This window comes from Pseudomonas sp. GW821-FHT02H06 (assembly GCF_059421525.1).
Map to the genome: position 1 here is coordinate 1 of NZ_JBWKVD010000014.1, position 22,259 is coordinate 22,259.

21 protein-coding genes are annotated in these 22,259 nt (G+C 60.5%); all 21 read right to left on the reverse strand.

Going from position 1 to position 22,259, the window contains the following annotated elements:
- Positions 1–244: 244 nt before the first annotated feature.
- Positions 245–694 carry a flagellar export protein FliJ gene (gene fliJ / locus AC07VF_RS20180; RefSeq protein ID WP_192174142.1) on the reverse strand — a complete coding sequence of 150 codons (450 nt, stop codon included), beginning with the start codon at positions 692–694 and terminating at the stop codon, positions 245–247.
- Positions 695–700: 6 nt separating this feature from the next.
- Positions 701–2,059: a flagellar protein export ATPase FliI gene (gene fliI, locus AC07VF_RS20185; RefSeq protein ID WP_192174141.1), complete on the reverse strand. Its 1,359-nt coding sequence runs from the start codon at positions 2,057–2,059 to the stop codon at positions 701–703.
- The gene (fliH, locus tag AC07VF_RS20190; RefSeq protein ID WP_495010023.1) at positions 2,049–2,864 is read right to left on the reverse strand and encodes a flagellar assembly protein FliH; all 816 of its coding nucleotides are present in this window, start codon (positions 2,862–2,864) and stop codon (positions 2,049–2,051) included. Before fliH ends, fliI begins: the two co-directional genes overlap by 11 nt.
- A gap of 15 nt (positions 2,865–2,879) precedes the next feature.
- Positions 2,880–3,896, reverse strand: coding sequence for a flagellar motor switch protein FliG (gene fliG, locus AC07VF_RS20195; RefSeq protein WP_065987292.1), 1,017 nt, complete (start codon positions 3,894–3,896; stop codon positions 2,880–2,882).
- Positions 3,889–5,667, reverse strand: coding sequence for a flagellar basal-body MS-ring/collar protein FliF (fliF, locus tag AC07VF_RS20200; RefSeq protein WP_192174139.1), 1,779 nt, complete (start codon positions 5,665–5,667; stop codon positions 3,889–3,891). The genes fliG and fliF overlap by 8 nt, the downstream gene beginning before the upstream one ends.
- A 14-nt stretch (positions 5,668–5,681) precedes the next feature.
- On the reverse strand, positions 5,682–6,011 hold the full coding sequence (gene fliE, locus AC07VF_RS20205) for a flagellar hook-basal body complex protein FliE (RefSeq protein WP_065987290.1): 330 nt from the start codon (positions 6,009–6,011) through the stop codon (positions 5,682–5,684).
- Positions 6,012–6,328: 317 nt separating this feature from the next.
- Complete coding sequence (locus tag AC07VF_RS20210) at positions 6,329–7,735, reverse strand: sigma-54-dependent transcriptional regulator (RefSeq protein ID WP_495010024.1); 1,407 nt, start codon at positions 7,733–7,735, stop codon at positions 6,329–6,331.
- Entirely contained in the window at positions 7,732–8,979 is a 1,248-nt protein-coding gene (locus AC07VF_RS20215) for a sensor histidine kinase (protein WP_495010025.1), read from the reverse strand. Before AC07VF_RS20215 ends, AC07VF_RS20210 begins: the two co-directional genes overlap by 4 nt.
- A 139-nt stretch (positions 8,980–9,118) precedes the next feature.
- A complete protein-coding gene (fleQ, locus tag AC07VF_RS20220; protein WP_192174136.1) occupies positions 9,119–10,594 on the reverse strand; it encodes a transcriptional regulator FleQ in 1,476 nt (491 codons plus the stop codon).
- Between the two features lie 169 nt (positions 10,595–10,763).
- Positions 10,764–11,060 carry a flagellar protein FliT gene (gene fliT / locus AC07VF_RS20225; protein WP_133775902.1) on the reverse strand — a complete coding sequence of 99 codons (297 nt, stop codon included), beginning with the start codon at positions 11,058–11,060 and terminating at the stop codon, positions 10,764–10,766.
- Between the two features lie 11 nt (positions 11,061–11,071).
- Positions 11,072–11,467 (reverse strand): flagellar export chaperone FliS, encoded by a 396-nt coding sequence (gene fliS, locus AC07VF_RS20230; RefSeq protein WP_122534871.1) that lies wholly within the window; start codon positions 11,465–11,467, stop codon positions 11,072–11,074.
- 120 nt (positions 11,468–11,587) lie between these two features.
- The gene (fliD, locus tag AC07VF_RS20235) at positions 11,588–13,015 is read right to left on the reverse strand and encodes a flagellar filament capping protein FliD (protein WP_192174135.1); all 1,428 of its coding nucleotides are present in this window, start codon (positions 13,013–13,015) and stop codon (positions 11,588–11,590) included.
- Positions 13,016–13,093: 78 nt separating this feature from the next.
- Entirely contained in the window at positions 13,094–13,483 is a 390-nt protein-coding gene (locus AC07VF_RS20240; RefSeq protein WP_192174241.1) for a flagellar protein FlaG, read from the reverse strand.
- Between the two features lie 73 nt (positions 13,484–13,556).
- The gene (locus AC07VF_RS20245) at positions 13,557–14,408 is read right to left on the reverse strand and encodes a flagellin domain-containing protein (protein ID WP_192174134.1); all 852 of its coding nucleotides are present in this window, start codon (positions 14,406–14,408) and stop codon (positions 13,557–13,559) included.
- Between the two features lie 298 nt (positions 14,409–14,706).
- Positions 14,707–15,558: a flagellin domain-containing protein gene (locus AC07VF_RS20250; protein WP_495010036.1), complete on the reverse strand. Its 852-nt coding sequence runs from the start codon at positions 15,556–15,558 to the stop codon at positions 14,707–14,709.
- Positions 15,559–15,845: 287 nt separating this feature from the next.
- A complete protein-coding gene (locus AC07VF_RS20255) occupies positions 15,846–16,094 on the reverse strand; it encodes a hypothetical protein (RefSeq protein WP_192174133.1) in 249 nt (82 codons plus the stop codon).
- The gene (locus AC07VF_RS20260; protein ID WP_495010026.1) at positions 16,091–17,386 is read right to left on the reverse strand and encodes a motility associated factor glycosyltransferase family protein; all 1,296 of its coding nucleotides are present in this window, start codon (positions 17,384–17,386) and stop codon (positions 16,091–16,093) included. Before AC07VF_RS20260 ends, AC07VF_RS20255 begins: the two co-directional genes overlap by 4 nt.
- A 101-nt stretch (positions 17,387–17,487) precedes the next feature.
- Positions 17,488–18,420: a ketoacyl-ACP synthase III gene (locus AC07VF_RS20265; protein WP_282371604.1), complete on the reverse strand. Its 933-nt coding sequence runs from the start codon at positions 18,418–18,420 to the stop codon at positions 17,488–17,490.
- A 914-nt stretch (positions 18,421–19,334) separates the two neighbouring features.
- On the reverse strand, positions 19,335–20,387 hold the full coding sequence (gene pseI / locus AC07VF_RS20270) for a pseudaminic acid synthase (RefSeq protein WP_495010027.1): 1,053 nt from the start codon (positions 20,385–20,387) through the stop codon (positions 19,335–19,337).
- A 70-nt stretch (positions 20,388–20,457) separates the two neighbouring features.
- Positions 20,458–21,549: a UDP-2,4-diacetamido-2,4,6-trideoxy-beta-L-altropyranose hydrolase gene (gene pseG / locus AC07VF_RS20275; protein ID WP_495010028.1), complete on the reverse strand. Its 1,092-nt coding sequence runs from the start codon at positions 21,547–21,549 to the stop codon at positions 20,458–20,460.
- Complete coding sequence (pseF, locus tag AC07VF_RS20280; RefSeq protein ID WP_495010029.1) at positions 21,546–22,244, reverse strand: pseudaminic acid cytidylyltransferase; 699 nt, start codon at positions 22,242–22,244, stop codon at positions 21,546–21,548. The genes pseG and pseF overlap by 4 nt, the downstream gene beginning before the upstream one ends.
- Positions 22,245–22,259 lie beyond the last annotated feature (15 nt).

The following is a 22,259-nucleotide window of genomic DNA, read 5'->3' on the forward strand; positions in this document are numbered from 1 at the left end:
GAGCCGCATGGATGCGGCGAGAGCGCCGTCAGGACATGGATGTCCGTTCGGCGCGGGCCCACGGAGCAAGACCGGAGCGAGGGAACCCGACGCAGGAGGGCCAAACCAGGAGCAGGCACTTTTGGTTACTTTTAGTGCTTTTTAAAAGTAACTCGCCGAAGGCGAAACAGTCTGCCCCCAGGCAGACGCTCGTGATCTTAAGGGTCTTGATCTTGATCTTGATCTTGATCTTGATCTCAAGCTCCTAAAACTGCTCCGTCCTGGGCAACCTCTGCACCAGCTCATCCAGCAGCTTTTGCTCGCGTTTATCTTCCAGCGCACGCGCCTCATCGATATACCGCTGCACCAACTTACGCAGCCCCTCCACCCGCGCATACGCCTTCTGCCACTCGCCGCGCGCCTTGTTCAGATTATTCTCATGCCACGCCAGACTCTGACGCTGCTGCGCCACCGCCGTCTCCAACTGATTGAGGAAGCGCTGATAATTCATCAGCCACTGACCCGACACCCCATGGGCGCCCTTGTCGATCCACTGCTGCTGATAATCAGAGCGAAACTTATCCAGCTCACCCAGCTTGGCCTCGGCCAGCCGCACCTGACCCTGAAAATGCCCCAGGCGCTGCACGGCGGCCTTCTCGACCTTCTCGGCCATCTCCACCACCGGCGCCAGACGGGCTGCGCGACTGACTGCCATGACCGATTAACCCCCAGCCTGAGGATTGAAAATCTTCGCCAACTGCTCCTCACTGCTCTGCATGCTCTCGTTCTCCTGCAAGCCCTGGCGCAAATACTTCACCAACTGTGGCTGCAGTGAAATCGCCAGGTCAGTCTCTCGGTCGCCGCCGGCCACGTACGCACCGACGCTGATCAGATCGCGGCTCTGCTGATAACGCGACCATAACTGCTTGAAATACTGCGCCTGAACCATGTGCTGCGGATCGACCACGGACGGCATCACCCGGCTGATCGACGCTTCGATATCGATGGCCGGGTAATGGCCCTCTTCGGCCAGTCGCCGCGACAGCACGATGTGGCCGTCGAGCACGCCTCGGGCCGAGTCGGCGATCGGGTCCTGCTGGTCGTCGCCTTCGGACAAAACGGTATAGAACGCCGTGATCGAGCCACCGCCCGCCTCGGCGTTACCGGCGCGTTCCACCAGCTTGGGCAGCTTGGCAAACACCGACGGTGGATAACCTTTGGTCGCGGGCGGCTCGCCGATGGCCAGGGCGATCTCACGCTGGGCCTGGGCGAAACGGGTCAGGGAATCCATCAGCAACAGGACGTTCTTGCCCTTGTCACGAAAATATTCGGCGATGCGCGTGCAATACATTGCCGCGCGCAGACGCATCAACGGCGCGTCATCCGCTGGGGAGGCCACGACGACAGAGCGCTTGAGGCCCTCCTCGCCCAGGCTGTGCTCGATGAATTCCTTCACCTCGCGACCCCGTTCGCCAATCAGCCCGACGACGATGATGTCGGCCTCGGTGAAGCGGGTCATCATCCCCAGCAGCACGCTCTTGCCCACCCCGGTACCGGCGAACAGACCCAGACGCTGACCGCGGCCGACCGTCAACAAACCGTTGATGCAGCGAATGCCCACGTCCAGCGGCTGGCTGATCGGGTTGCGGTTGAGCGGGTTGATGGTCGGGCCGTCCATCGGCACCCAGTCTTCGGCTTTCATCCCGCCCTTGCCGTCGAGGGGGCGACCGGCGCCGTCGAGGACGCGGCCCAGCATGGTCATACCCATCGGGAGACGGCCGGTGTCCGGCAGCGGAACGACGCGGGCGCCCGGTGCAATGCCGGAGACGCTGCCAACCGGCATCAGGAACACCTTGCCACCGGAGAAGCCCATGACCTCGGCTTCCACTTCGACCGGGTGATGACTGCCGTCATTGATTACCATGCAACGGCTGCCCATCGCCGCGCGCAGGCCCTCGGCTTCGAGGGTCAGGCCGACCATGCGCAGCAGTCGTCCTTCGACGATCGGCTGCGTAGGCAGGGAGATCGCGTCGGGATACGTGCTCAGACGCTTGGCGAAACTGGTGCGTTCAAGGCGCATCGACAGCACCCAGCGGGTAAGTGGTTTTCTCGGCGCTCTGGATCGCCTCTTCCAGTTCGATGGTCACATCGGGGGGCGCCGGATGAAGGGCCTGCTCGTGCAACTGGTCGAACATTTTGCCGAGGGCCTGACTGATCCGCGCCTCGACCGTGGCGTCGATGCGGCTGTGCTCGCTCTCGACCCGGCAACCGCCGGGCTGGATCGTATCGTCCTCGAGAATGCGCCAGGTTTCTTCGTGACGCTCACGCATGGCTTTGACCAGCGCGAAGTCCTGCGGGTTGACCAGAATGCGCACGTTGGCCGCCCCCATCGGCAACAGTCGCAACGCTTCGCGCAGCACCGTGCCGATCTGGCTGGAGTCGGTTTTCAATTCGCGCTGGATGACCTGCCGGACCACGTGTTCGACCAGTGACACCATGGCTTTCTCGATCTGTGCGTCCTGATCGGCGATGGGTTCGAACAGATGCCCCATCAGGGTTTCCATGCTTTCGAGCTTGGCCGCCAGGGCCACTTCCGCTTCCTGACGAACCTTGAGCTGGGTGCTGTGGAAACCCTCTTTTTCGCCGATGGCAAACCCTTCGTTGTAGGCGTCCTGGCGGATGCTTTCCAACTCTTCCAGGGTCATCGGCTGGACTTCCTCCAGCGGCACTTCTTCGCTTTCGGCGATCTCGGCTTCTTCGATGACCGGTTCCGGCTCGGGCGTTTCCACCTGCGGGTCGAAGCTGGGCAAGGCCCAGACGTCGAGGCCGCGCAAATCCTGGGCGCGGATGAGCTCACTGGGTGCTGCTTTATCGGAGCTGGACATCAACGACACCTACGCTTAAATCATTTCCTCGCCACCTTTGCCGCCAAGAACGATCTCCCCGGCCTCCGCCATACGACGGGCAATGGTGAGAATTTCTTTCTGGGCGCCTTCCACGTCGCTGACGCGAACCGGGCCTTTGGCTTCCAGGTCGTCGCGCAGCAGTTCGGCGGCACGTTTGGACATGTTCTTGAAAATCTTTTCCTTGATGGCGTCGTCGGAGCCCTTCAGTGCCAGGACCAGCACATCGGAGGAGACTTCGCGCAGCAAGGCCTGAATCCCGCGGTCGTCGACGTCGGACAGGTTGTTGAAGACAAACATGAGGTCTTCGATCTGCGTCGACAGGTCTTCGTCCACTTCGCGGATCGAATCCATCAACTGGCCTTCGATCGAGCTGTCGAGGAAGTTCATGATATCCGCCGCACGCTTGATGCCACCCAGGGTGGTACGCGACGTGTTGGCGTTGCCCGAGAACTGCTTCTCGAGAATCTGGTTCAACTCTTTCAGCGCCGCCGGCTGCACGGTGTTCAATGACGACACGCGCAGAATAATGTCCAGGCGCACCTTGTGGTCGAAATGGCTCAGCACTTCACCGGCCTGATCGGCGTCCAGGTAGGCCACGACGATCGCTTGAATCTGCGGGTGCTCGAAACGGATGACGTCGGCCACCGCGCGCGGTTCCATCCACTTCAGGCTGTCGAGACCGCTGGTGTTGCCGCCCAGCAGAATCCGGTCGATCAGGCCGTTGGCCTTGTCCTCGCCCAGTGCCTGGGTGAGCATCTTGCGAATGTAGCCGTCCGAGCCGATGCCGACACCGGTCTGATCGCCGACCACGTCGACGAACTCGCTCATCACCTGCTCGACCTGCTCGCGGTGCACATTGCGCATCTGCGCCATGGCCACGCCCACACGTTGAACCTCTTTCGGCCCCATGTGGCGCAAGACCTGCGCGGCATCGGTCTCACCCAGGGTAAGGAGCAGAATCGCGGCCTTGTCCACGCGGGTCAATTTAAGCGCAGCAGCTCTATCACTCATCAGCGTTGATCCACTCTTTGACGACCTGCGCTACACGCGCCGGGTCCTCGGCCACAAGGCTCTTGATTGCGTTGAGCTGTGCGTCATAGCCCTCGGTAGGGCTCGGCAACAGAATACTTTGCGGACCGCCCAGACTGACGCGGTCGTTTGCCAGTTCACCGTCCATCCCGATCATGCCGCCCAGCTCGGAGTCACCGTCAAGGCGCTTGCCTTGAGGATTGGTGATGCCCTTGAGCACCGGACGCAGTACACCGAACACCAGCACCAGGATGAACAGCACGCCCATGGCCTGTTTGACGATGTCCCAAAACCACGATTGCGAATAGAACGGAATGTCCGGGATCACTTCGCCGCGATCAGTAGAGAACGGCACGTTGATCACGCTGACGCTGTCACCACGGCTGGCGTCGAAGCCGACGGCGTCCTGCACCAGACGGGTGAAGCGCGCCAATTGATCGGCGGTCCACGGCACCATCGTTGTTTCGCCGTTGGCCGGGTTGACCTTGACCTGATCATCCACCACCACCGCAACCGACAGGCGATTGACCCGGCCCTGCTGCTGCTTGGTGTGGCTGATGGAACGGTCGAGCTCGAAGTTCTTGGTCGACTGGTTACGCTTGTCGGCCGGGTATGGCGCCAGCATCGGCTGACCGGTGGCCGGGTCCATGATCTGTTGACCGTTGGCGTCCAGCAGCGGTTGGCCCGGGGCGATAGCGCCCGCGGCACCGGCAGCACCGGCGGTGGCGTTCTGTGGTGCGGTCGCCGGGCCTGGCGGCTGGTTGCTCAAAGCACCCGGTACGCCACCTGAACCGCTGCCGCTGGAGCGTTGTTCGTTGACGGTCTGCTCGCTGCGCAACGCAGGCTGGTCCGGGTTGAAGCTTTCGGCAGTGGATTCGACGGCGCTGAAATCAACGTCTGCCGAGACTTCTGCCTTGTAGCGGTCATTGCCCAGCACCGGCTGCAGGATGTTCTGTACACGCTGGGTCAGCATGCTTTCCATGCGACGGGTGTAATCAAATTGCTTGCCGGCCATGGACAGCTCGGAGTTCTCGGCCTGATCGGACAGCAGGTTGCCCTTCTGATCAACGACAGAAATCTGCGACTTGCTCAGTTCCGGCACGCTGGTGGCGACCAGGTTCATGATCGCCAGCACCTGACCCGGCTCCAGCGAACGACCGGCATACAGCTCAACCAGAATGGAAGCACTGGGCTTGCGATCGTCACGCACGAACACCGAGCTCTTCGGGATCGCCAGGTGAACGCGGGCGCCCTTGACGTTATTGAGGCTGGAGATGGTCCGCGCCAGTTCGCCTTCCAGGCCACGACGGTAACGAGTGGCCTCCATGAACTGGCTGGTGCCCAGGCCTTGATCCTTGTCGAGGATTTCGAAACCGACGTTGCCGTCGCTCTGGGCAATGCCGGCGCCGGCCAGCTTGATGCGGGCACGGGACAGGTCATCGGACTTCACCAGCAGCGCGCCGGAATTAGGCTCGACGGTGTAGGGAATGTCGGCCTGGGCCAACGTGTCCATCACCTGCTTGGTGTCGACGCCCGACAGGCTGCCATAGAGCGGCTTGTAATCAGGCTGTTGCGACCAAAGCACGACGGCGAAACCAATCGCCACGCTGGCAGCCAGACCGACCATGAGGCCGACCTGACGCAGCATGGTCATCTCGGAGAGATTTTGCAGGAACGCCAGCCCGAACATCGGCGGCTTGCTTCCTGGCGCACCCGTTTTGGCGGGTACGTTATCGACGGCGGCTTCGGCCATGACTTAAATCGTCCTCAAACCGGCATTTGCATGATGTCTTGGTACGCCTGAACCAGCTTGTTGCGTACCTGGGTCAGCGCTTGAAACGACACGCTGGCTTTTTGCGAGGAGATCATCACGTCGGTGAGGTCCACGCCGCTCTTGCCCATCTCGAAAGCGGTCGACAACTGATTCGACGCCTGCTGGGTGTCGTTGACCTTGTTCACCGCCATGCCGAGCATGTCAGCAAAACTGCTCGCACCGGCCTGTTCTGGCGCTGCGATGGCCTTGGGCTGAGCCATGGCGTCCATTTGCATGGAGCGCATGTCCAACATCAAGCGATTAAATTCAACACCTTGGGTCATGACGTTTCTCTCAAAAGGGCCGCAGATTTTTGACACGGCTTCAGCGGTTACCTAAGCATTAGCAACAAGGGTGCCAGACCAATAGCGGCGATGTGCCACGTTTGATGAAAGTGTTCGGATGGGTATTTGAACGGACACATAAACGCAGAGGCGCTTCACGCATTGACACCGCGCGATGCCCTATCAAACGCGGTCCCTGTGGGAGTGAGCTTGCTCACGAAGACGGCATCACACCCACTGAAAAATCAGCGGGTTGACGGACATCTATCGTCAGCTCCAGTCAGGCAGGCATCCATTTCACCGACACACGCGCCTGCTCAGGAGGCAAACAGAAACCCTTCGACATCCATTCCCGCATCACGCATCTGCGCCAGCTTGTAGCGCAACGTACGCGGGCTGATACCGAGACGTTCGGCGGCCTCTTTGCGACGACCGCGCTCGGCACGAAGGGTGTCGATGATCATCTGGAACTCCCGCCGACGCAGGTCTTCACCCAGGGCGCCGGCCCCTTCCCCGCCGCCGGTATCGGGCGACACTTCCATGGCGCCGGTCGCGACCGTCGACGCCTGAGGGGTTGGCGCGGCGGCGAACGTGACCGGCCCGGCAAGACAGAAGTCCTCGGCCTGAATCACCCCGCCCTGCTGCAGAATCAGCGCCCGCTGTACCGCGTTGTCCAGCTCGCGGACATTGCCCGGCCAGGCGTAGCCGACCAGACACTTCTGCGCCTCGGCGGACAAACGCACCGGCCCGTGCTTCATTTTATTGACGTGCTTGGCCAGCAGACGCTCGGCCAGCGGCAGAATGTCGGCGGGACGCTGGCGCAAGGATTGCCACGCGAGCGGGAACACCGACAGTCGATAAAACAGGTCTTCGCGGAAACGCCCGGCCGCCACTTCGCCCGCCAGATCGCGGTTAGTCGTCGCCAGCACGCGGATATCCAGTTCGATAGGCTTGCGCGCACCGACCCGCTCCACTTCCCGCTCCTGCAGCACACGCAATAGCTTGGCCTGCAGGCCCATGGGCATTTCGGAAATCTCGTCGAGCAGCAGGGTGCCGCCTTCAGCCTGCTCGAACTTGCCGGCCTGGGAAGCAATGGCCCCGGTGAACGAACCCTTTTCGTGGCCGAACAGGGTGGCTTCGAGCATGTTGTCCGGGATGGCCGCACAGTTGATCGCAATGAACGGCTTGCCGGCGCGCGGCGACTGCTGATGAATGAAACGCGCCAGCACTTCTTTACCCGTGCCCGATTCGCCGGAAATCAACACCGTCGAATCGCTCTTCGCAACACGACTGGCGAGGCTGAGCAACTGCACGCTGGCAGGCTCGACCGCGATCGGACCCTCGCCATCGGCCGGCCCGAGGCGACCCAACGCATGGCGGGCAACCAACGCCACCAACGCCTTGGGCTCGAACGGTTTGACCAGATAATCGGCCGCGCCCTGACGCATCGCCTCCACCGCGCGGTCGACCGTGCCGTGGGCGGTCATCAACAGCACCGGCAACTGCGGGTAGCGGCTGCGCAACTGGCCGAGCAATTGGTGACCGTCCATGCCGGGCATATTGACGTCGCTGACCACCAGGCTGAACGACGAATCGGCAGCGGCGATCAGCGCCTCTTCCGCCGAGCCAACCGCCTGATAATCATGGCCGGCCAGCGCCAGGGTTTCGCCCAGTGCTTCGCGCAGAGACGGGTCATCCTCAACCAGCAGCACCTTGATGGTCATGAGCGCTCACCCGCCGGTATCGTCAACGCGTCAGGCCCATTCCCGGCACCCGGAACCAGCGGCAACGAGACGATGGCGCAGGTGCCACGGCCCGGACGTGAGCGGAATTCGACACGCCCCTGATGCGCACGCGCCACGGCGGTGACAACGGCCAGACCTAGACCGGTGCCGGTTGTTTTGGTGGTGAAGAAGGGCTCGCCGATGCGGGCTAGCGCCGCAGGCTCGATGCCGCTGCCACTGTCGCTGACACACAGGCGCAACGTGTTGCCGCGGTTGTACGCATGAATTTTGAGGCGGCGACGCCCGTCAGTCTGGCCGGCACTGGCCTGGACCGCGTTTTCAATGAGGTTGAGCAGCGCGCCGACCAGCGTGTCGCGGTTGCACAGCAACTCACCCGACGGACTGTCGCACTGCCAGCGCACGGCCACATCACGCACATGGGTCTGGGCGGCGGATTCGAGGGCGGCCACCAGCGCGGCCGGCGTCACTCGGTCAGTCAGCGGCAATTCGCCACGGGCAAACACCAGCATGTCGCGGACCTGATGCTCGAGCTCGTGCAAACGCTCTTTAAGACGTCCGGCAAAGCGCTGTTGGGTTTCGACGTTCAAGGCCTGTTCGGCCAGGTGGCTGGCGTAGATCATGGCGGCGGACAGCGGCGTACGGATCTGATGGGCCAATGACGCGACCATGCGGCCCAGGGACGACAAACGCTCATGGCGCGCCAGCTGGCTTTGCAGATGACGGGTTTCGGTCAGGTCGTTGAGCAGCACCAATTGGCCCGGCTCGGCGTCCAGCGAACGGGTGGCAATGGAAAGCCGGCGCCCGTCCTTCAGGGAGATTTCGTGGCCATCGTCCTCGCGCGGCGCAAAGCAGCGGGCGATGACGTGGCGCCAGAGCATGCCGATCAACGGCTCGCCCAGCAGATCCAGTGCGGCAGGATTGGCCTCGCGGACCATGCCGGTGCCGTCGATAACAATGACGCCGCCGGGCAGCAGATCGAGCAGATGCTGCAAGCGGTTCGCCAGACGCTCTTTCTCCGCCAATTCCTCCATGCGCTGGGCGCTGACCACGGCCAGCTCGCCCTTGAGCTCGGTGACCCGCGCTTCGAGCAGGCCGTAGGAATCGGTCAATTGAGTCGACATCTGGCTGAACAGCGCGAAGGCCTGTTCAAGGCCTTGCCTGCTCGCCACTTCCGGGGACTGCTGCACTAACGAACCAATGGCTGAACCGGGTTCGGAAGACATCTGAGCGGCCTGGGGCATAGTTGATCTCTCGGGTAGCGAACCGTCAGTAAACGGTATGTTCCCAGAGACATAGCAATCCCCGTGCCGAAAAAAAACCGCTGAAAAATCAGCGGTTTATTTTTGACGCGTCAAACGACAGTCAGTCTTCGACCTGTTCGTCGCCTTCGCGACGGCTCATGCCGTACTTGCGCATTTTCTCTACCAGCGTGGTGCGGCGGATACGCAAACGCTCGGCGGCGCGTGCCACGATCCCGTTGGCATCGTCCAGCGCCTGCTGAATCAGGCCCTGCTCCAGACCACCGAGGTAGTCCTTCAGGTCCAGGCCTTCAGGCGGCAGCAATGCGCTGCTGGCGAAGTTTGGCGTATGGCCGTTGATGGCCACGCGCTCTTCGAGATCGCTGCGCAGGCTGTCGACCAGTTGCTCGTCTTCGTCGTCGACGTAGCGGAATTTCTTCGGCAGCTCGGAGACGCCAATGACACCGTACGGATGCATGATCGCCATGCGCTCAACGAGGTTGGCGAGTTCACGCACGTTGCCCGGCCAACCGTGACGGCACAGGGACATGATGGCAGCGGAATTGAAGCGGATCGACCCGCGCTTCTCATGCTCCATGCGCGAAATCAGCTCGTTCATCAGCAGTGGAATGTCTTCCACACGCTCACGCAACGGCGCCATCTCGATCGGGAACACGTTCAGACGGTAGTAGAGATCCTCGCGGAAACTGCCGATGACGATCATGTCTTCAAGATTTTTATGCGTCGCAGCAATGATCCGCACGTCGACGCTCTGGGTCTTGTTGCTGCCTACGCGCTCGAAGGTGCGTTCCTGCAAGACGCGCAGCAGCTTGACCTGCATCGGCAGCGGCATGTCGCCGATCTCATCGAGAAACAGCGTCCCGCCGTTGGCCAGTTCGAAGCGCCCTGCCCGGCTGGTGATGGCGCCGGTGAAGGCGCCCTTCTCGTGGCCGAACAATTCGCTTTCGAGCAGCTCGGCCGGAATCGCGCCGCAGTTGACCGGCACAAACGGCGCATCGCGGCGCTTGGAATGGTAATGCAGGTTACGCGCGACGACTTCCTTGCCGGTCCCGGATTCACCGAGGATGAGCACGCTGGCGTCGGTGTCGGCGACCTGCTGCATCATCTGGCGAACGTGCTGAATCGCACGGCTGGTGCCGACGAGGCTGCGGAAAAGATTGGGTTCGCGCTGACGCCCGCGTTCACGGGCCTGGTCGTACATCTCGCGATAGACCTGGGCGCGGTGCAGGGAGTCCAGCAGTTTGCTGTAGCTGGGCGGCATCTCGACGGTGGAGAGGACCCGGCGGCGCAGATCGTCCGCCAGTTCGGCCGAGGAATTCTCGCCCATCAGCAGGACCGGAAGAAACTCGTCCCACGCGGCCACGGTTTTGAGCAGGCCTTGAAGGCTGCCCGGGGCGTTCACGCTGCCGACCAGCACGCAAAGCACTTCTCGGGTGGATGTCAACGAACCCACGACTTGCTGCCAGTCTGTGCTGGAGCAAGACAGGTTCTCATCACCCAGAAAATTCAGGATCACCGCCATGTCACGGCGGCGCTGGCTATCGTCATCGATCAGCAGGATTTTGATTTCACGCCACATGCAATAGCAACTTCCCTAGTCAACTCGATGCCCGATCACGGGCAAGCTTGGCTTTCGTATCGTCCGTTGAGACGTGTCAATCACCGAAATTAGTGAACTTCACTAGTTAAGTCAAAAAACCGTACACAGTCAAATTTATGGCGTACTTATTTTGGCTATGGACCAAGTGTCAACCGAACAGATGGTAAACCTTTGCCGCGCTTTTCGCTCGCTGGATCTGCGACATTTCGTCGACGATCGCTTGACGTTCGCCCACGGCAACGTCAATAAGCTTGCGATAGACGCCTAGCAGCTCTTCCAGATTATTTCGCAGCTCAGGCTCATCGTTGCTTGCCTGGCTGATGACCTCATCGACACAGGCCCGGCAGGCCATATCGAGCTGGCCGATCGCCTCCCAGTCACGCTGCTCGAGGGCATCGACCAAGGCTTCACGGGTTTCTTCGATTCGCTTGAGTGCAGCGCTCATGGGGTTCTCCTTCAGAGCACGGGTTGCTGTTCGCCGATCCCGTCCCAGCCTTCCTTGACCGTGGTCAGCAAGCCGCTGACTTCATCGAGGATCTTCGGATCGGATTTGATGTTCGCTTCCGCCAGACGCTTCATCAGGTAGACATACAGGTTGTCGACATGGGCCAGGGCTTCTGCCTGCTTTTCCATGTCCAGACCTTCACGCAGGCCGCCGATGATTTCAATCGCCTTGCCGATCAACAGTCCTTTGGCGGGGATGTCCTTGCGCTCGATGGCGCCTTTGGCCTGGGCGATACGGTCCAGGCCGGCTTCCATCAGCATCTGTACCAGACGGTGTGGCGTGGCCACGGCGGTCTGGGCGTGTGAGTTAACCTTCTGATACTGACGAAGGGCTGCCATACGGTTCATTGTCTTACCTCGCGCAACGAAGTTTCTATAGTGAGGGTATCGACACGGCCCGGGAAAACTTTAAGGCCAGATGCCAAAAACCCGGCACTGGGGGCCGGGTCTTGATCAGCTCGTCAACGGTCAGCCGCTTTGCTGGGCATTGAGCGAGTCGAAGAACGAGGTAATGCTCGTCGCAGAGGCTTTCAACTGCCCCACCAACAAGTCCATCGCGTTGTATTTGGCGGTCAGCGTGGCGGTCAGCGTGGTCACGCGCAGGTCGAGCGCCGTCTGCTGGTTCTGCAGATCAGTCTGCTGTTTGTTGAGGCTGCTGGTGCGCGTGGACAAGATGCCGCCGGTCTGGGTGTACGGCGTGATGGCCGCCTTCATCCGAGACAGCAAGCCGTTGGTGCTGTCAGTGCCGCTGAAGAGCTGCTGCACGTCGCCCGCAAGTCCCTGATCCATCGCGGCGGAAAACTTCTTGGCATCAAGGCTGAGCGTACCGTCGGACTGACCGGTGGTAATACCCAATTGAGAGAGCACGGAAATACCGCCGGGTGCCCCTGACGTTACCAACTGATCACGAATCGCCGAAAGGATCGAGCGCGGCAACGCATCGCCGGTCAGTGCGGCCGGGGTCACTGTTGCACCGGTGGTTTTATCCGGGGTGTCGCTGATGGTGGCCTTGGTGACACTGGCCACGGCTTTGACAACGGTGTTGTAGGCATCGATGAAGGTTTGCAGCGAGGCTTTCAGGCCATCGTTGTTGCCGGTCACCGCAACGGTCGAAGCACCCGGCGCCAACAGGGTCATGGACAAGCCACCGAGGCTCTTGTCGATGGTGTTGCTGGCGCTGGTGATGGTCAGGCCGTTGACGGTCAGACTGGCGTCGATCGCTTGGGCGCCAATGTAACCCGCACTGGTTTTGCTGGCCGGATCGAGCTTGGCGCCAGCGACGATATTGAATTCGCTGGACGTCGTGCTGGAGGCCGTGATATCCGTGCCCTTGCCCGTCACCGTGGAGCTGAATACCAGGCGTGAGCCATTGTCATCGGTGATGATGTTGGCGCTGATGTTTGACGTCGCGGTTTGCGCATTGATCTGCTTGGCGACCGACGCCAACGTGGCGCCGGTCGGGATGGTGATCTTGGTGTCAATGCCATTTTGAGTGAGGGTCAAATCGCCACTCGGAATAGCACTGGTGGTCCCGCCGGCAAAAGAAGCACTGGCGACACTCGAAGCCGTTGCAAGGTCTTTGACGGTGATGCTGTAGGTACCGGGTACGGCCGAGTTGTCGGACGTGACGGTTAGCTTGGTCGCATCGGAAGCTTTTGCTGCATAACCGGCGAACGCAGGGGTGTCGGTCTTGCCGAGGTTCGTCAGCGCGGTCTGAAAGGCGGTCATCGCACTCGTCAGCGTGCCAATGCCGGAGATTTTGGTGGTGACCAGCTTGGTCTGGGTGGTGATCTGAGTTTGCTTGGCCAGCTTGTCGGAGTTGACCAGCGCAGTGACGATGTCACCGATTGCCAGGCCCGAGCCGAGGCCGGTGGAGGGGGTAATAGGACTAGCCATGTGAGTCTCCTTTCAGTTGTAGTCGGCATTTTGACGAGCACGCGATGCCACATGCACAGCGTTCACCTTTCATGCCATTTAAACTTTCGCGTCGAATAACAGGCTGTTTGCATTCTTCAGGCTGTCGGCGAGCTTCAAGGCTTCGGCAGACGGCAATTGCCGCACCACTTCACCGGTTTCCGTGGCGATCACCTTCACCACCACTTTCCCCGATTTATCGTCGATGGAAAATTCCAGGTTGCGATGAACCGACTGAAAGAACTTTTCCATTTGTTTGACGGCTGCTTCCAGTTCTTCGGTTTTCTTTTCCGGGTCTGAGTCTTTACTTGTCGACGTGCCTGACTGCGATGAAGCCGCCGGAGCAGGAACGACTTGAGGCGCCACGGCAGGCTTGTCAGCAACCACAGGCACCGCGGGCAACGACTGGACCATCGAATAAGACACGTTCAGCCTGCTACTTATGTCCATGTCCACTCACCTCTTGAAAGTAAAAAGCGGGAGAGCACGCAAGCATACTCCCCCGCCAAAACTCTAGCCGTTATTACTGAAGCAGTTTCAGAACAGCGGATGGCAGCTGGTTAGCCTGGGCCAGAACAGAGGTGGAAGCTTGTTGCAGAGTCTGTTGTTTGGTCAGGTTAGCGGTTTCAGCGGCGAAGTCGGTGTCTTGAACGCGGCCCAGTGCTGCGGTGGCGTTTTCGTTAACGTTTTGCAGGTTGGAGATGGTGCTGGTCAGACGGTTTTGCGCGGCACCGAGGCTCGAACGGGTGCTGTTGATTGTTGCCAGAGCCGCGTCGATTGCCGAGATAGCGGCGTCGACGTTGGTGTGAGCAGTAGCGTTATCCGCGCCGCTGATCGAAGTAGAGCCGCTTGCAACGCCCAGAGCCGAAGCAGTGAAGCTGCCAGTCAGAACCAGGTCGATGTGGTTCGAAGTACCGGTGTTGGAACCGACTTGCAGGGTTACGGTGCTAGCCGAACCGTCCAGCAGGTTCTTGCCGTTCAGGTTGGTCGAACCGGCGATACGGGTCAGTTCGTCCGACATTTGAGCGTATTCGGAGTCCAGTGCGCCACGGTCAGCAGTACCGTTCGTGTCGTTTCGGGACTGAACAGCCAGTTCACGCATACGCTGCAGAATGTTGGTCGATTCTTGCAGAGCGCCTTCAGCGGTCTGAGCGATCGAGATACCGTCGTTGGCGTTCTTGATGGCAACAGTCTGGCCGCGGATTTGCGACGTTTCGCGGGTTGCGATCTGCAGGCCGGCTGCGTCGTCTTTAGCGCTGTTGATTTTCAGACCGGAAGACAGACGAGTCATCGAAGTCGACAGTGCATCGGAAGCTTTGGACAGGTTCTTCTGAACAGCCAGGGAAGCTACGTTGGTGTTTACGCCTAAAGCCATGATGAATTCCTCGTGAGTTGTTTGCTGCGGCTATCCGGCCCTGGCAAGCGCCGGGTGTGGCCTAGAGAACCTACGTAATGTTTATCGTCGCGGTTGCCAGGAGCTTGAGGGCTTTTTCAAATTTATTTGCCACCAGAGCGCCACCCCCGCAGTTTGTTGTCCGGGGATACACAGCGTTTCGGCGCAACCCCTGGAAGCTTTAACCTCACCCGGCGATTTGTTAACCAGTTCTCAAAAAGACGGGCGCCCCCTTCGGCGCGCCCGGGTTTTGCTTGGCGTTATCTATAGAGGCGGTTGTTTATTGGAGAAGCTTCAAAACGGCGGACGGCAGCTGGTTCGCCTGGGCCAGCACTGCCATGGAGGCTTGCTGCAGGGTTTGTTGCTTGGTTAGCTCCGCGGTTTCGGCGGCGAAGTCGACATCCTGAATCCTGCCACGAGCAGATTGAGTGTTTTCACTCATGCTCTGCAGGTTGGCGACCGTCGAGGTCAGTCTGTTCTGCGACGCCCCCAAGGCCGCCCGGGTAGACGTAACAGACATCAGAGCTTTATCGATTGCTAGCATCGCCGCGTCAGAATTCGTATGGGCGTCGGCAGTGGTCGCTCCTGATAACGCCAACGTGGGGGAATCCACTCCCATTGAAACAGCATCGAACTTAGCGCTTAAATCCAGAGTAATTCGAGATGCGGCGCTCGTGTCGGTACCAATCTGCAGCTCCATGACCCCCGCAGAACCATCAAGAAGCCGCCGACCATTGAGCTTCGTATCTTCGGAAGTTCGGGTGAGCTCGGCGCTCATCAAAACAAACTCATCATGCATGGCGGCGCGCTGAGCAGTACCGTTATTGTCATCACGAGCTTGAATCGCCAGCTCTTTCATCCTGGTGAGAATATTTGCTGTCTCGTTGAGCGCTCCTTCCGCTGTCTGCGCCATTGATACTCCATTGTTAGCGTTTCTCAACGCGACGCTTTGCCCTCTTATCTCATTGGTCATCATCGTCGCGAGCTGCAGCCCGGCTGCATCATCCTTCGCGCTGTTGATCCGCAACCCCGATGACAACCGTGTCATCGAGATACTCAGCGCATCGCTCGCACGATTGAGTTTGGTTTGAATAGCAAGCGATGCAATATTGGTATTTACGGTTAAAGCCATTTTGAATTCCTCGTTGATAGAAACGGAGGGCTCTCTAATATCGGGGAAGTCCATTTCTCCCGGAGAACCTACAGTCCCGGTATCGACGATTTGCATAGTGGCTTTAACAACAAACATGGCGCACGGGGTGCGCCATCACGACAGTTGAAGGGTAATAAATTGGCTAACGCATTAATTGGAATAGATATTAAAAAAACATAAAAAAACGGCCGCTGCGGGCCGTTTGATTCAGATAAAACTGAAACTAATGTAGGAGTTTTCTCTAACTTCCCGACAATGGGAAAGTGTCAGACTTCAAGAAATTCGACTTCAAGCCAATCAGCCACCCCCAACCAGTCCTGCCGCTCCTGGCACGCCAGAATCGCACTCAACACCCTCCCCCATTCAGCCTGTCTATCAGCAGAAACCCCATCCATCAGCGGCAGCGATCGATCAATCAGTTCGACCATTTTCAAGGCCCCTTCGATATCCCGGCCAAGACGAAACAGCTTCGCGCAGTCGCGGGCTTCTTCTACAACGTGTTCAGGCAGGGTCATGGCGCGGTCCAGTCCGGGTCGAAGTCGGCGCCGGCGATCAGAGCACCGTCGCGGCTGGTGTTGAGGAACGTGACCTCGGGGTGGCGGGCGATGAAACGTTCGAGTTCGATGAGGTAGCTGCGGAAATTGAGCTGCGTCTTGACCTTTTGGCCCCGACCGTCGCGCACCCAGTGTTTGGCGATGCTCAGGGCTGGCCCCAGATCGCCGTCCTGCCAGCCGGTGTGGGTCTTGCCGCCGGGGAAGGCGAAGTCGGCGCCGAACAGGGTGATCCGCGCGGCGCCCATTTTGACCGCGAGATCGACGGCCGGATGAATGACGCTGCCCCCCACATGCAAGGTGGCCTTGGGGATCTGCTCGCGCAGCCGCGCATACAGCGGGCTGGTGGAATAGCCGACGTAGCGCGGGCCTTGCCAGCTTCGCAGCATCTCGGCGTCCTGGCCCGGCACATAGACCAGCGTGATGTGCGCCGAATCCTCGGCGGGGAGATGTCGCGGGGTGATGCGGTGGTCGATGCTCACCACCACATCCGGGGTAATGCCCTGGTTGCGCAGCGGCACGTAGGCGGTATCCACACAAATGATCAGGGGCCGGTTGGCGCTGTTCGACGTGCTCAAGAGGCGCGGCAAATGCTGTTGCAGACTCGGCCCCGTGGCGATCACGAACACGTCGCACCCTGATTGAGTGTCAAACAACTCGGCGACATCGGTGTCCTGTTGCAGCAGCGCCCTGCCCTGTTCCAGCAGGCGCGCGTTGTCAGGGGTGTTGGCGGCGAATGCTTGATTGTTGAAGTCGACATGCACTTCGCTGACCAGCCGATCGCGGATCCGCGCGCTGCTGTCGTCGGCCAGCACCAGTTCGGCCGGCAGCGCGAAGAATGGCAGGAGGATTTCGCTCCGGGCATCGGCGTACGCGAGGTTCACGCGGGGGTCGGACAGCCAGTCATCCTGTTCCAGCAGTTGCAGCACCAGGGCGAACAGCGCGCCATTGAGGATGTGAACGTGCAGCGTTTGCAGGGAAGCGTCGGCCAGCAATACCCGCTGCAGATCGCCGAGGGCGGTGCCGTAAAGGTGAACGACGGGGCTGTTGGCGGGGAGGCTTTGTGCCTGGGTGTGCGCTTCGGCGAGGCGATCATGGCGGCTGGTGAGCTGGATCCCGCCAATGCTGAGGGTCGATTGTCGGCCTTCGATCAACTGCGCAGGAATGGATTCGATGTGTTCGGAGCTCAACCGCTGCGCCACGTCAGGCCAGCGCTGTTGGATCACGGCGAGGTTGCGCTGGAAAAACTCGCTCATGACGGCAGTCCTTTTCCTATTGGAAGTGCAGAACGCAAAACGGCGACCTGATAAATCAGCGTCGCCGTTGTGCAGGCTGGGATCAGCCTGGTGACGCGATGTCAGGGACGATAAAGGATCGCCGAGCCCCACGACAAGCCCACGCCGAAACCACTGACCGCGATGCGCTTCCAGGTGGCGTTCATGACGTGTTTTTCCAGCAGCAGCGGAATGCTGGACGACACCGTATTGCCGGTCTCAAGCATGTCCTTGACGAATTTCTCCGGCGACTTGCCGTCCTCGAACCGACGGGCGACCGCATCGACGATGGCCGCGCTGCCCTGGTGGATGCAGAACGCATCGACGTCGGAGGACTGCAGGCCGGAGTCTTCGAGCAATTCGTTGAGGTGCGCCGGCACTTTGACCAGCGCGAAGTTGAACACCTGACGCCCGTTCATGTAGAACGCGCCGTCGGTGGTCTTGAGGAACTCCGCCCCCGAGCCGTCGGTGCCGAACTTGGATTTGCCCAGCTGCCACGGCGCGTCATCGCTCATCCAGGTGGCGGTGGCGGCGTCGCCGAAGAGCATGGTGGTGTTGCGGTCTTCCGGGTCGACGATCTTCGAATACGGGTCGGCGGTGACCAGCAGGCCGTTTTTCAACCCGGTCGCTTCCATGAAGCCTTTCAGCGCATAGATACCGTAGACATAACCCGAGCAACCCAGGGAAATGTCGAACGCGGCGACGTGGGTCGGCAGGCCGAGTTTGTGTTGAACGATGGCGGCCGTGTGAGGCAGACCTTCTTCGTCGCCGTTCTGGGTGACGACGATCAATGCATCGATGGCGTCCCGCGACAGACCGGGGTTGTTGGCGAACAGCTGGTTGACCGCTTCGACGCACAGGTCCGAGGTTTCCTGGGTGTCGTCTTTGCGCGGCAGAAAAGCAGAACCGATCTTGCCAAGGATGAAGTCTTCATCCTTTCCGAATTTGGCACCCTGGGCGTAATTGTCGACGCCGGCTGTGGGCACATAACTCGCTATGCTCTTGATGCCAATCATCATGGCTTCCCAATAAAAAACTGCTGAACATCACCCGGCGCGGTTAGGCGGGGCGTTGAAAATCCGGGGCTTGCGGCCTGAAAAAAAGGCAACGTACAGGTCAGGGCGACACCAGAATCGCTCTGGAATCAGCCCAAGGACGTCACGGACCGCCAACACGATACAGTGAAGATGCCCGTTATGACCTACAGGTCACCAAAAGTTTTACAAGCTTTTAGCTGACCGACAGGTACGGCGCAACATCAGATCGCCGGTCAGACAGGCAATTGACATGAAGATGTCACGGGATTGTGGCGGGTGGTTTCAGTGTCATCGGCATTGCGTCAGACGCTAATTCATCGGACGACACGTGACATTGTGGGAGTGAGCTTGCTCACGAAGGCGGCATTTCAAACGCTGAAATTGCGGCGAATGTTCAGCCCCCCTTCGCGAGCAAGCTCGCTCCCACAGGTTTTGCATGCGCTGAAGATTATGGTCATTGCGCAGAACCACTGTGGGAGTGAGCTTGCTCACGAAGGCGGCATTCCAAACGCTGAAAATGCGGCGATGTTCAGCCCCCCTTCGCGAGCAAGCTCGCTCCCACAGGTTTTGCGTGCGCTGAAGGTTATGGGCATTGCGCAGAACCACTGTGGGAGTGAGCTTGCTCACGAAAGCGGCATTTCAAACGCTGAAAATGCGGCGAATGTACCGGCCCCTTCGCGAGCAAGCTCGCTCCCACAGATTTTGCGTGCGCTGAAGATTATGGTCATTGCGCAGAACCACTGTGGGAGTGAGCTTGCTCACGAAGGCGGCATTCCAAACCCTGAAAATGCGGCGAATGTTCAGCCCCCCTTCGCGAGCAAGCTCGCTCCCACAGATTTTGCGTGCGCTGAAGATAATGGTCCCTCTCACAAGCTTAGTCGGTCGCGCGGGTGCTAACCCACCCCATCCCAACTCAGCGCCGAGCCGCGTTTCAGCGCGTGTCGTGCTTTGCGCCCGAGGACGGCATCGATGTGTTTGGGCGCCAGGCCGAGGCCGGGGCGGATGGCGCGGATGTTGTCCGGGGTGAAAGCATCGCCCTCGGCGATGTCCCGCACCACGTACAACGAGCGGCGGTATTGCAGCGATTTCTGTTCGGCTTCGGTGGCGCCGTATTGCACGCGGCCCATGCCTTGCCAGGCGCGTTCGGTTTCGGTGACCAGGCTGGCCATTTCTGCCGGTTCCAGCGAGAAACTGGCGTCGACCCCGCCGTCGGCGCGGTCCAGGGTGAAGTGCTTTTCGATGACTGTCGCGCCCATGGCCACCGCCGCCACCGACACGCCAACGCCCATGGTGTGATCGGACAAGCCCACCTGGCAGCCAAACAGCCCGGCCATATGCGGAATTGTGCGCACGTGGCTGTTGGCCGGTGTCGCCGGGTAAGTGCTGGTGCATTTCAGCAGCACCAGATCCTTGCAGCCCGCCGCCCGCGCAGCGCGCACGCTTTCGTCCAGCTCGGCGATGCTGGCCATGCCGGTGGAGATGATCATCGGCTTGCCAGTGGCCGCCACTTTGCGAATCAGCGGGATATCAGTGTTCTCAAAGCTGGCGATCTTGTAGGCCGGCACGTCGAGGCTTTCGAGAAAATCCACAGCGGTCTCGTCGAAAGGCGTGGAAAACGCCAGCAGCCCCAGTTCTTTCGCACGGGCGAAGATCGGCGCGTGCCAGTCCCACGGCGTGTGCGCCTGCTCGTAGAGCGCATACAGCGAGGTCCCGGCCCACAAGCTGTTGGGGTCTTTGATGAAGAATTCGCCCTCGGCGATGTCCAGGGTCATGGTGTCGGCGGTGTAGGTTTGCAGCTTGAGGGCGTGGGCGCCCGCCTTGGCCGCCGCCTCGACGATGCGCAACGCCTGATCCAGCGACTGATTATGGTTGCCGCTCATCTCGGCGATGATGAACGGCGGCGCGTCGGGGCCGATGGTTCGGGAACCGATCTTGAAAGAATTCATCGTTGCTCACTCGCTGCACTGACATCGGCCGGCACTAGGCCAAACGATAAAAATAAGAACGGGCAGTGGCTCATGCGCCCTGCCCCTTTGCCGCGTTATCGGCAACCGTCGCCAATGCATCAGCGATGCGCCGGGCACCCCGGCCATCCACCAGCAACCTCGATTGTTCGGCGAACGACCGGCGTAGAACCGCATCACCGCAAAGCCGCTCGATGGCGTCGTGCAAACGCCCGGGCTCAAGCTGCACATGGGGCCCGAGATACTCATGCACACCGGCCTCGGCCAGCAATTGCGCATTGAGCTGCTGATTGTTCGCCACCGAAATACAGATCGTCGGCAAGCCCAGCGCTGCACGCTCCCAGGTGGTGCCGCCGCCGGCGCCGATAAACAGATCGGCCGCCTGCATCAGCGCGAAAAAATCACCGGTCAGCGTGTGCAGCCGCCACTCAGGTCGAGAGGCCGCCAGCTCGCTCATCGCCTGCCAGTGCGGATTGTGCAAACCGGCGACGAAATCCACCTGCAGATCAGCGAAGCCCTGAAGCGCCAGCATCGTGGCGTACACCTGCCCGGCTGCATCGAAGCCGCCAAAATTGACCAGCACCCGCTCCACCCGAGGCTTGATCGCGATGGGCTCGCACTGAAACTCCTCGCGCAGCAAAGCAAATCTCGGCCCCAGAAAGGTCTGGCTCTCAGGACCAACCCAAGCGGCATAGGGCTGATCCAGCGCCTGAGCGCTGTAATTCTGGTCCAGCAACACTTCGACCGCATGGGGCCGATTGGCCAGATCGTCGATCGCCATGACCCGATCGGCGAGACCGCGCGCCGCCGTTTCCCAGCGTGCATCCAGCCCGTAATGGTCGACGATCAGCCAGTCAAAGGGCGGCTCATCTTCAATCTCTTCGGCCAAGGCAGACAGGTCCGCCTGCCACGGCAACGCTGCTTCGATGTCCGAGTCTTCTTCAGCACCATAGCGGGCGGGCAGCACATGGGTGACATAGCCCTGATCCGCCAGCCGCTGGAGTAAATGGCCCGGCAATTCGCGGCAGGCAAAATGCACATCGGCGCCATCTGCACGTAGCGTGTTCGCCAGCGTCAGGCAGCGGGCAATGTGGCCGCTGCCGATGGTCACCGAGGCGTCGGCGCGGATCAGCACGCGCATCATTGCAGTTCCCCGCCGGCCTTGAGCGCGGCGTACAGGTATTCGGCGCGCAGCCAGTCTTCCGGGCTATCGATGTCCTGCACCAGATGCCGAGGCAGGATCACCGGCAGGCTCAGTTCGGAAAATACCGTGTCGCCGCGCCGCCAGGCATCGCCGCGGCCCCAGTAGAACTGGCCGGCGTCCTGATAGGCGACGGGCAGATCCTGGGAACGCACGCTGCGAAATTCCGGGTGCATCGCGCCCAGGCAGCCGTCGCTGTCGATCAACAGCGCACGCTGCACCGGGAAGCCGAAGCTGCACACCGAGAACGCATAGGATTTTTCGGCTGCTGCTTCGAGCGCTTCCAGGCCCTGACGCAGATAACGCGCCTGCAACAGCGGCGCGGTGGCGTAGAGGCAGCAGGCGTAATCAAAGGAACAACTGAGGGCGCCGAGGGCATGCTGGATTACCGCCGCCGTGCCGGTGAAGGCATCGGCCAGATCCGCTGGGCGCATGAACGGCACCTCGGCACCGTAATGGCGGGCGACGTCGGCGATTTCTTCGTCGTCGGTGCTGACGACAACCTGATCAAACACCCCGCTCGCCAGCGCGGCGCGAATGGAATGGGCGATCATCGGCTCGCCGTTGAACAGCTTGATGTTCTTGCGCGGGATGCGCTGGCTGCCGCCCCGTGCGGGAATGATGGCGACGGCGTTCATGCTCGTGGGCCTGTC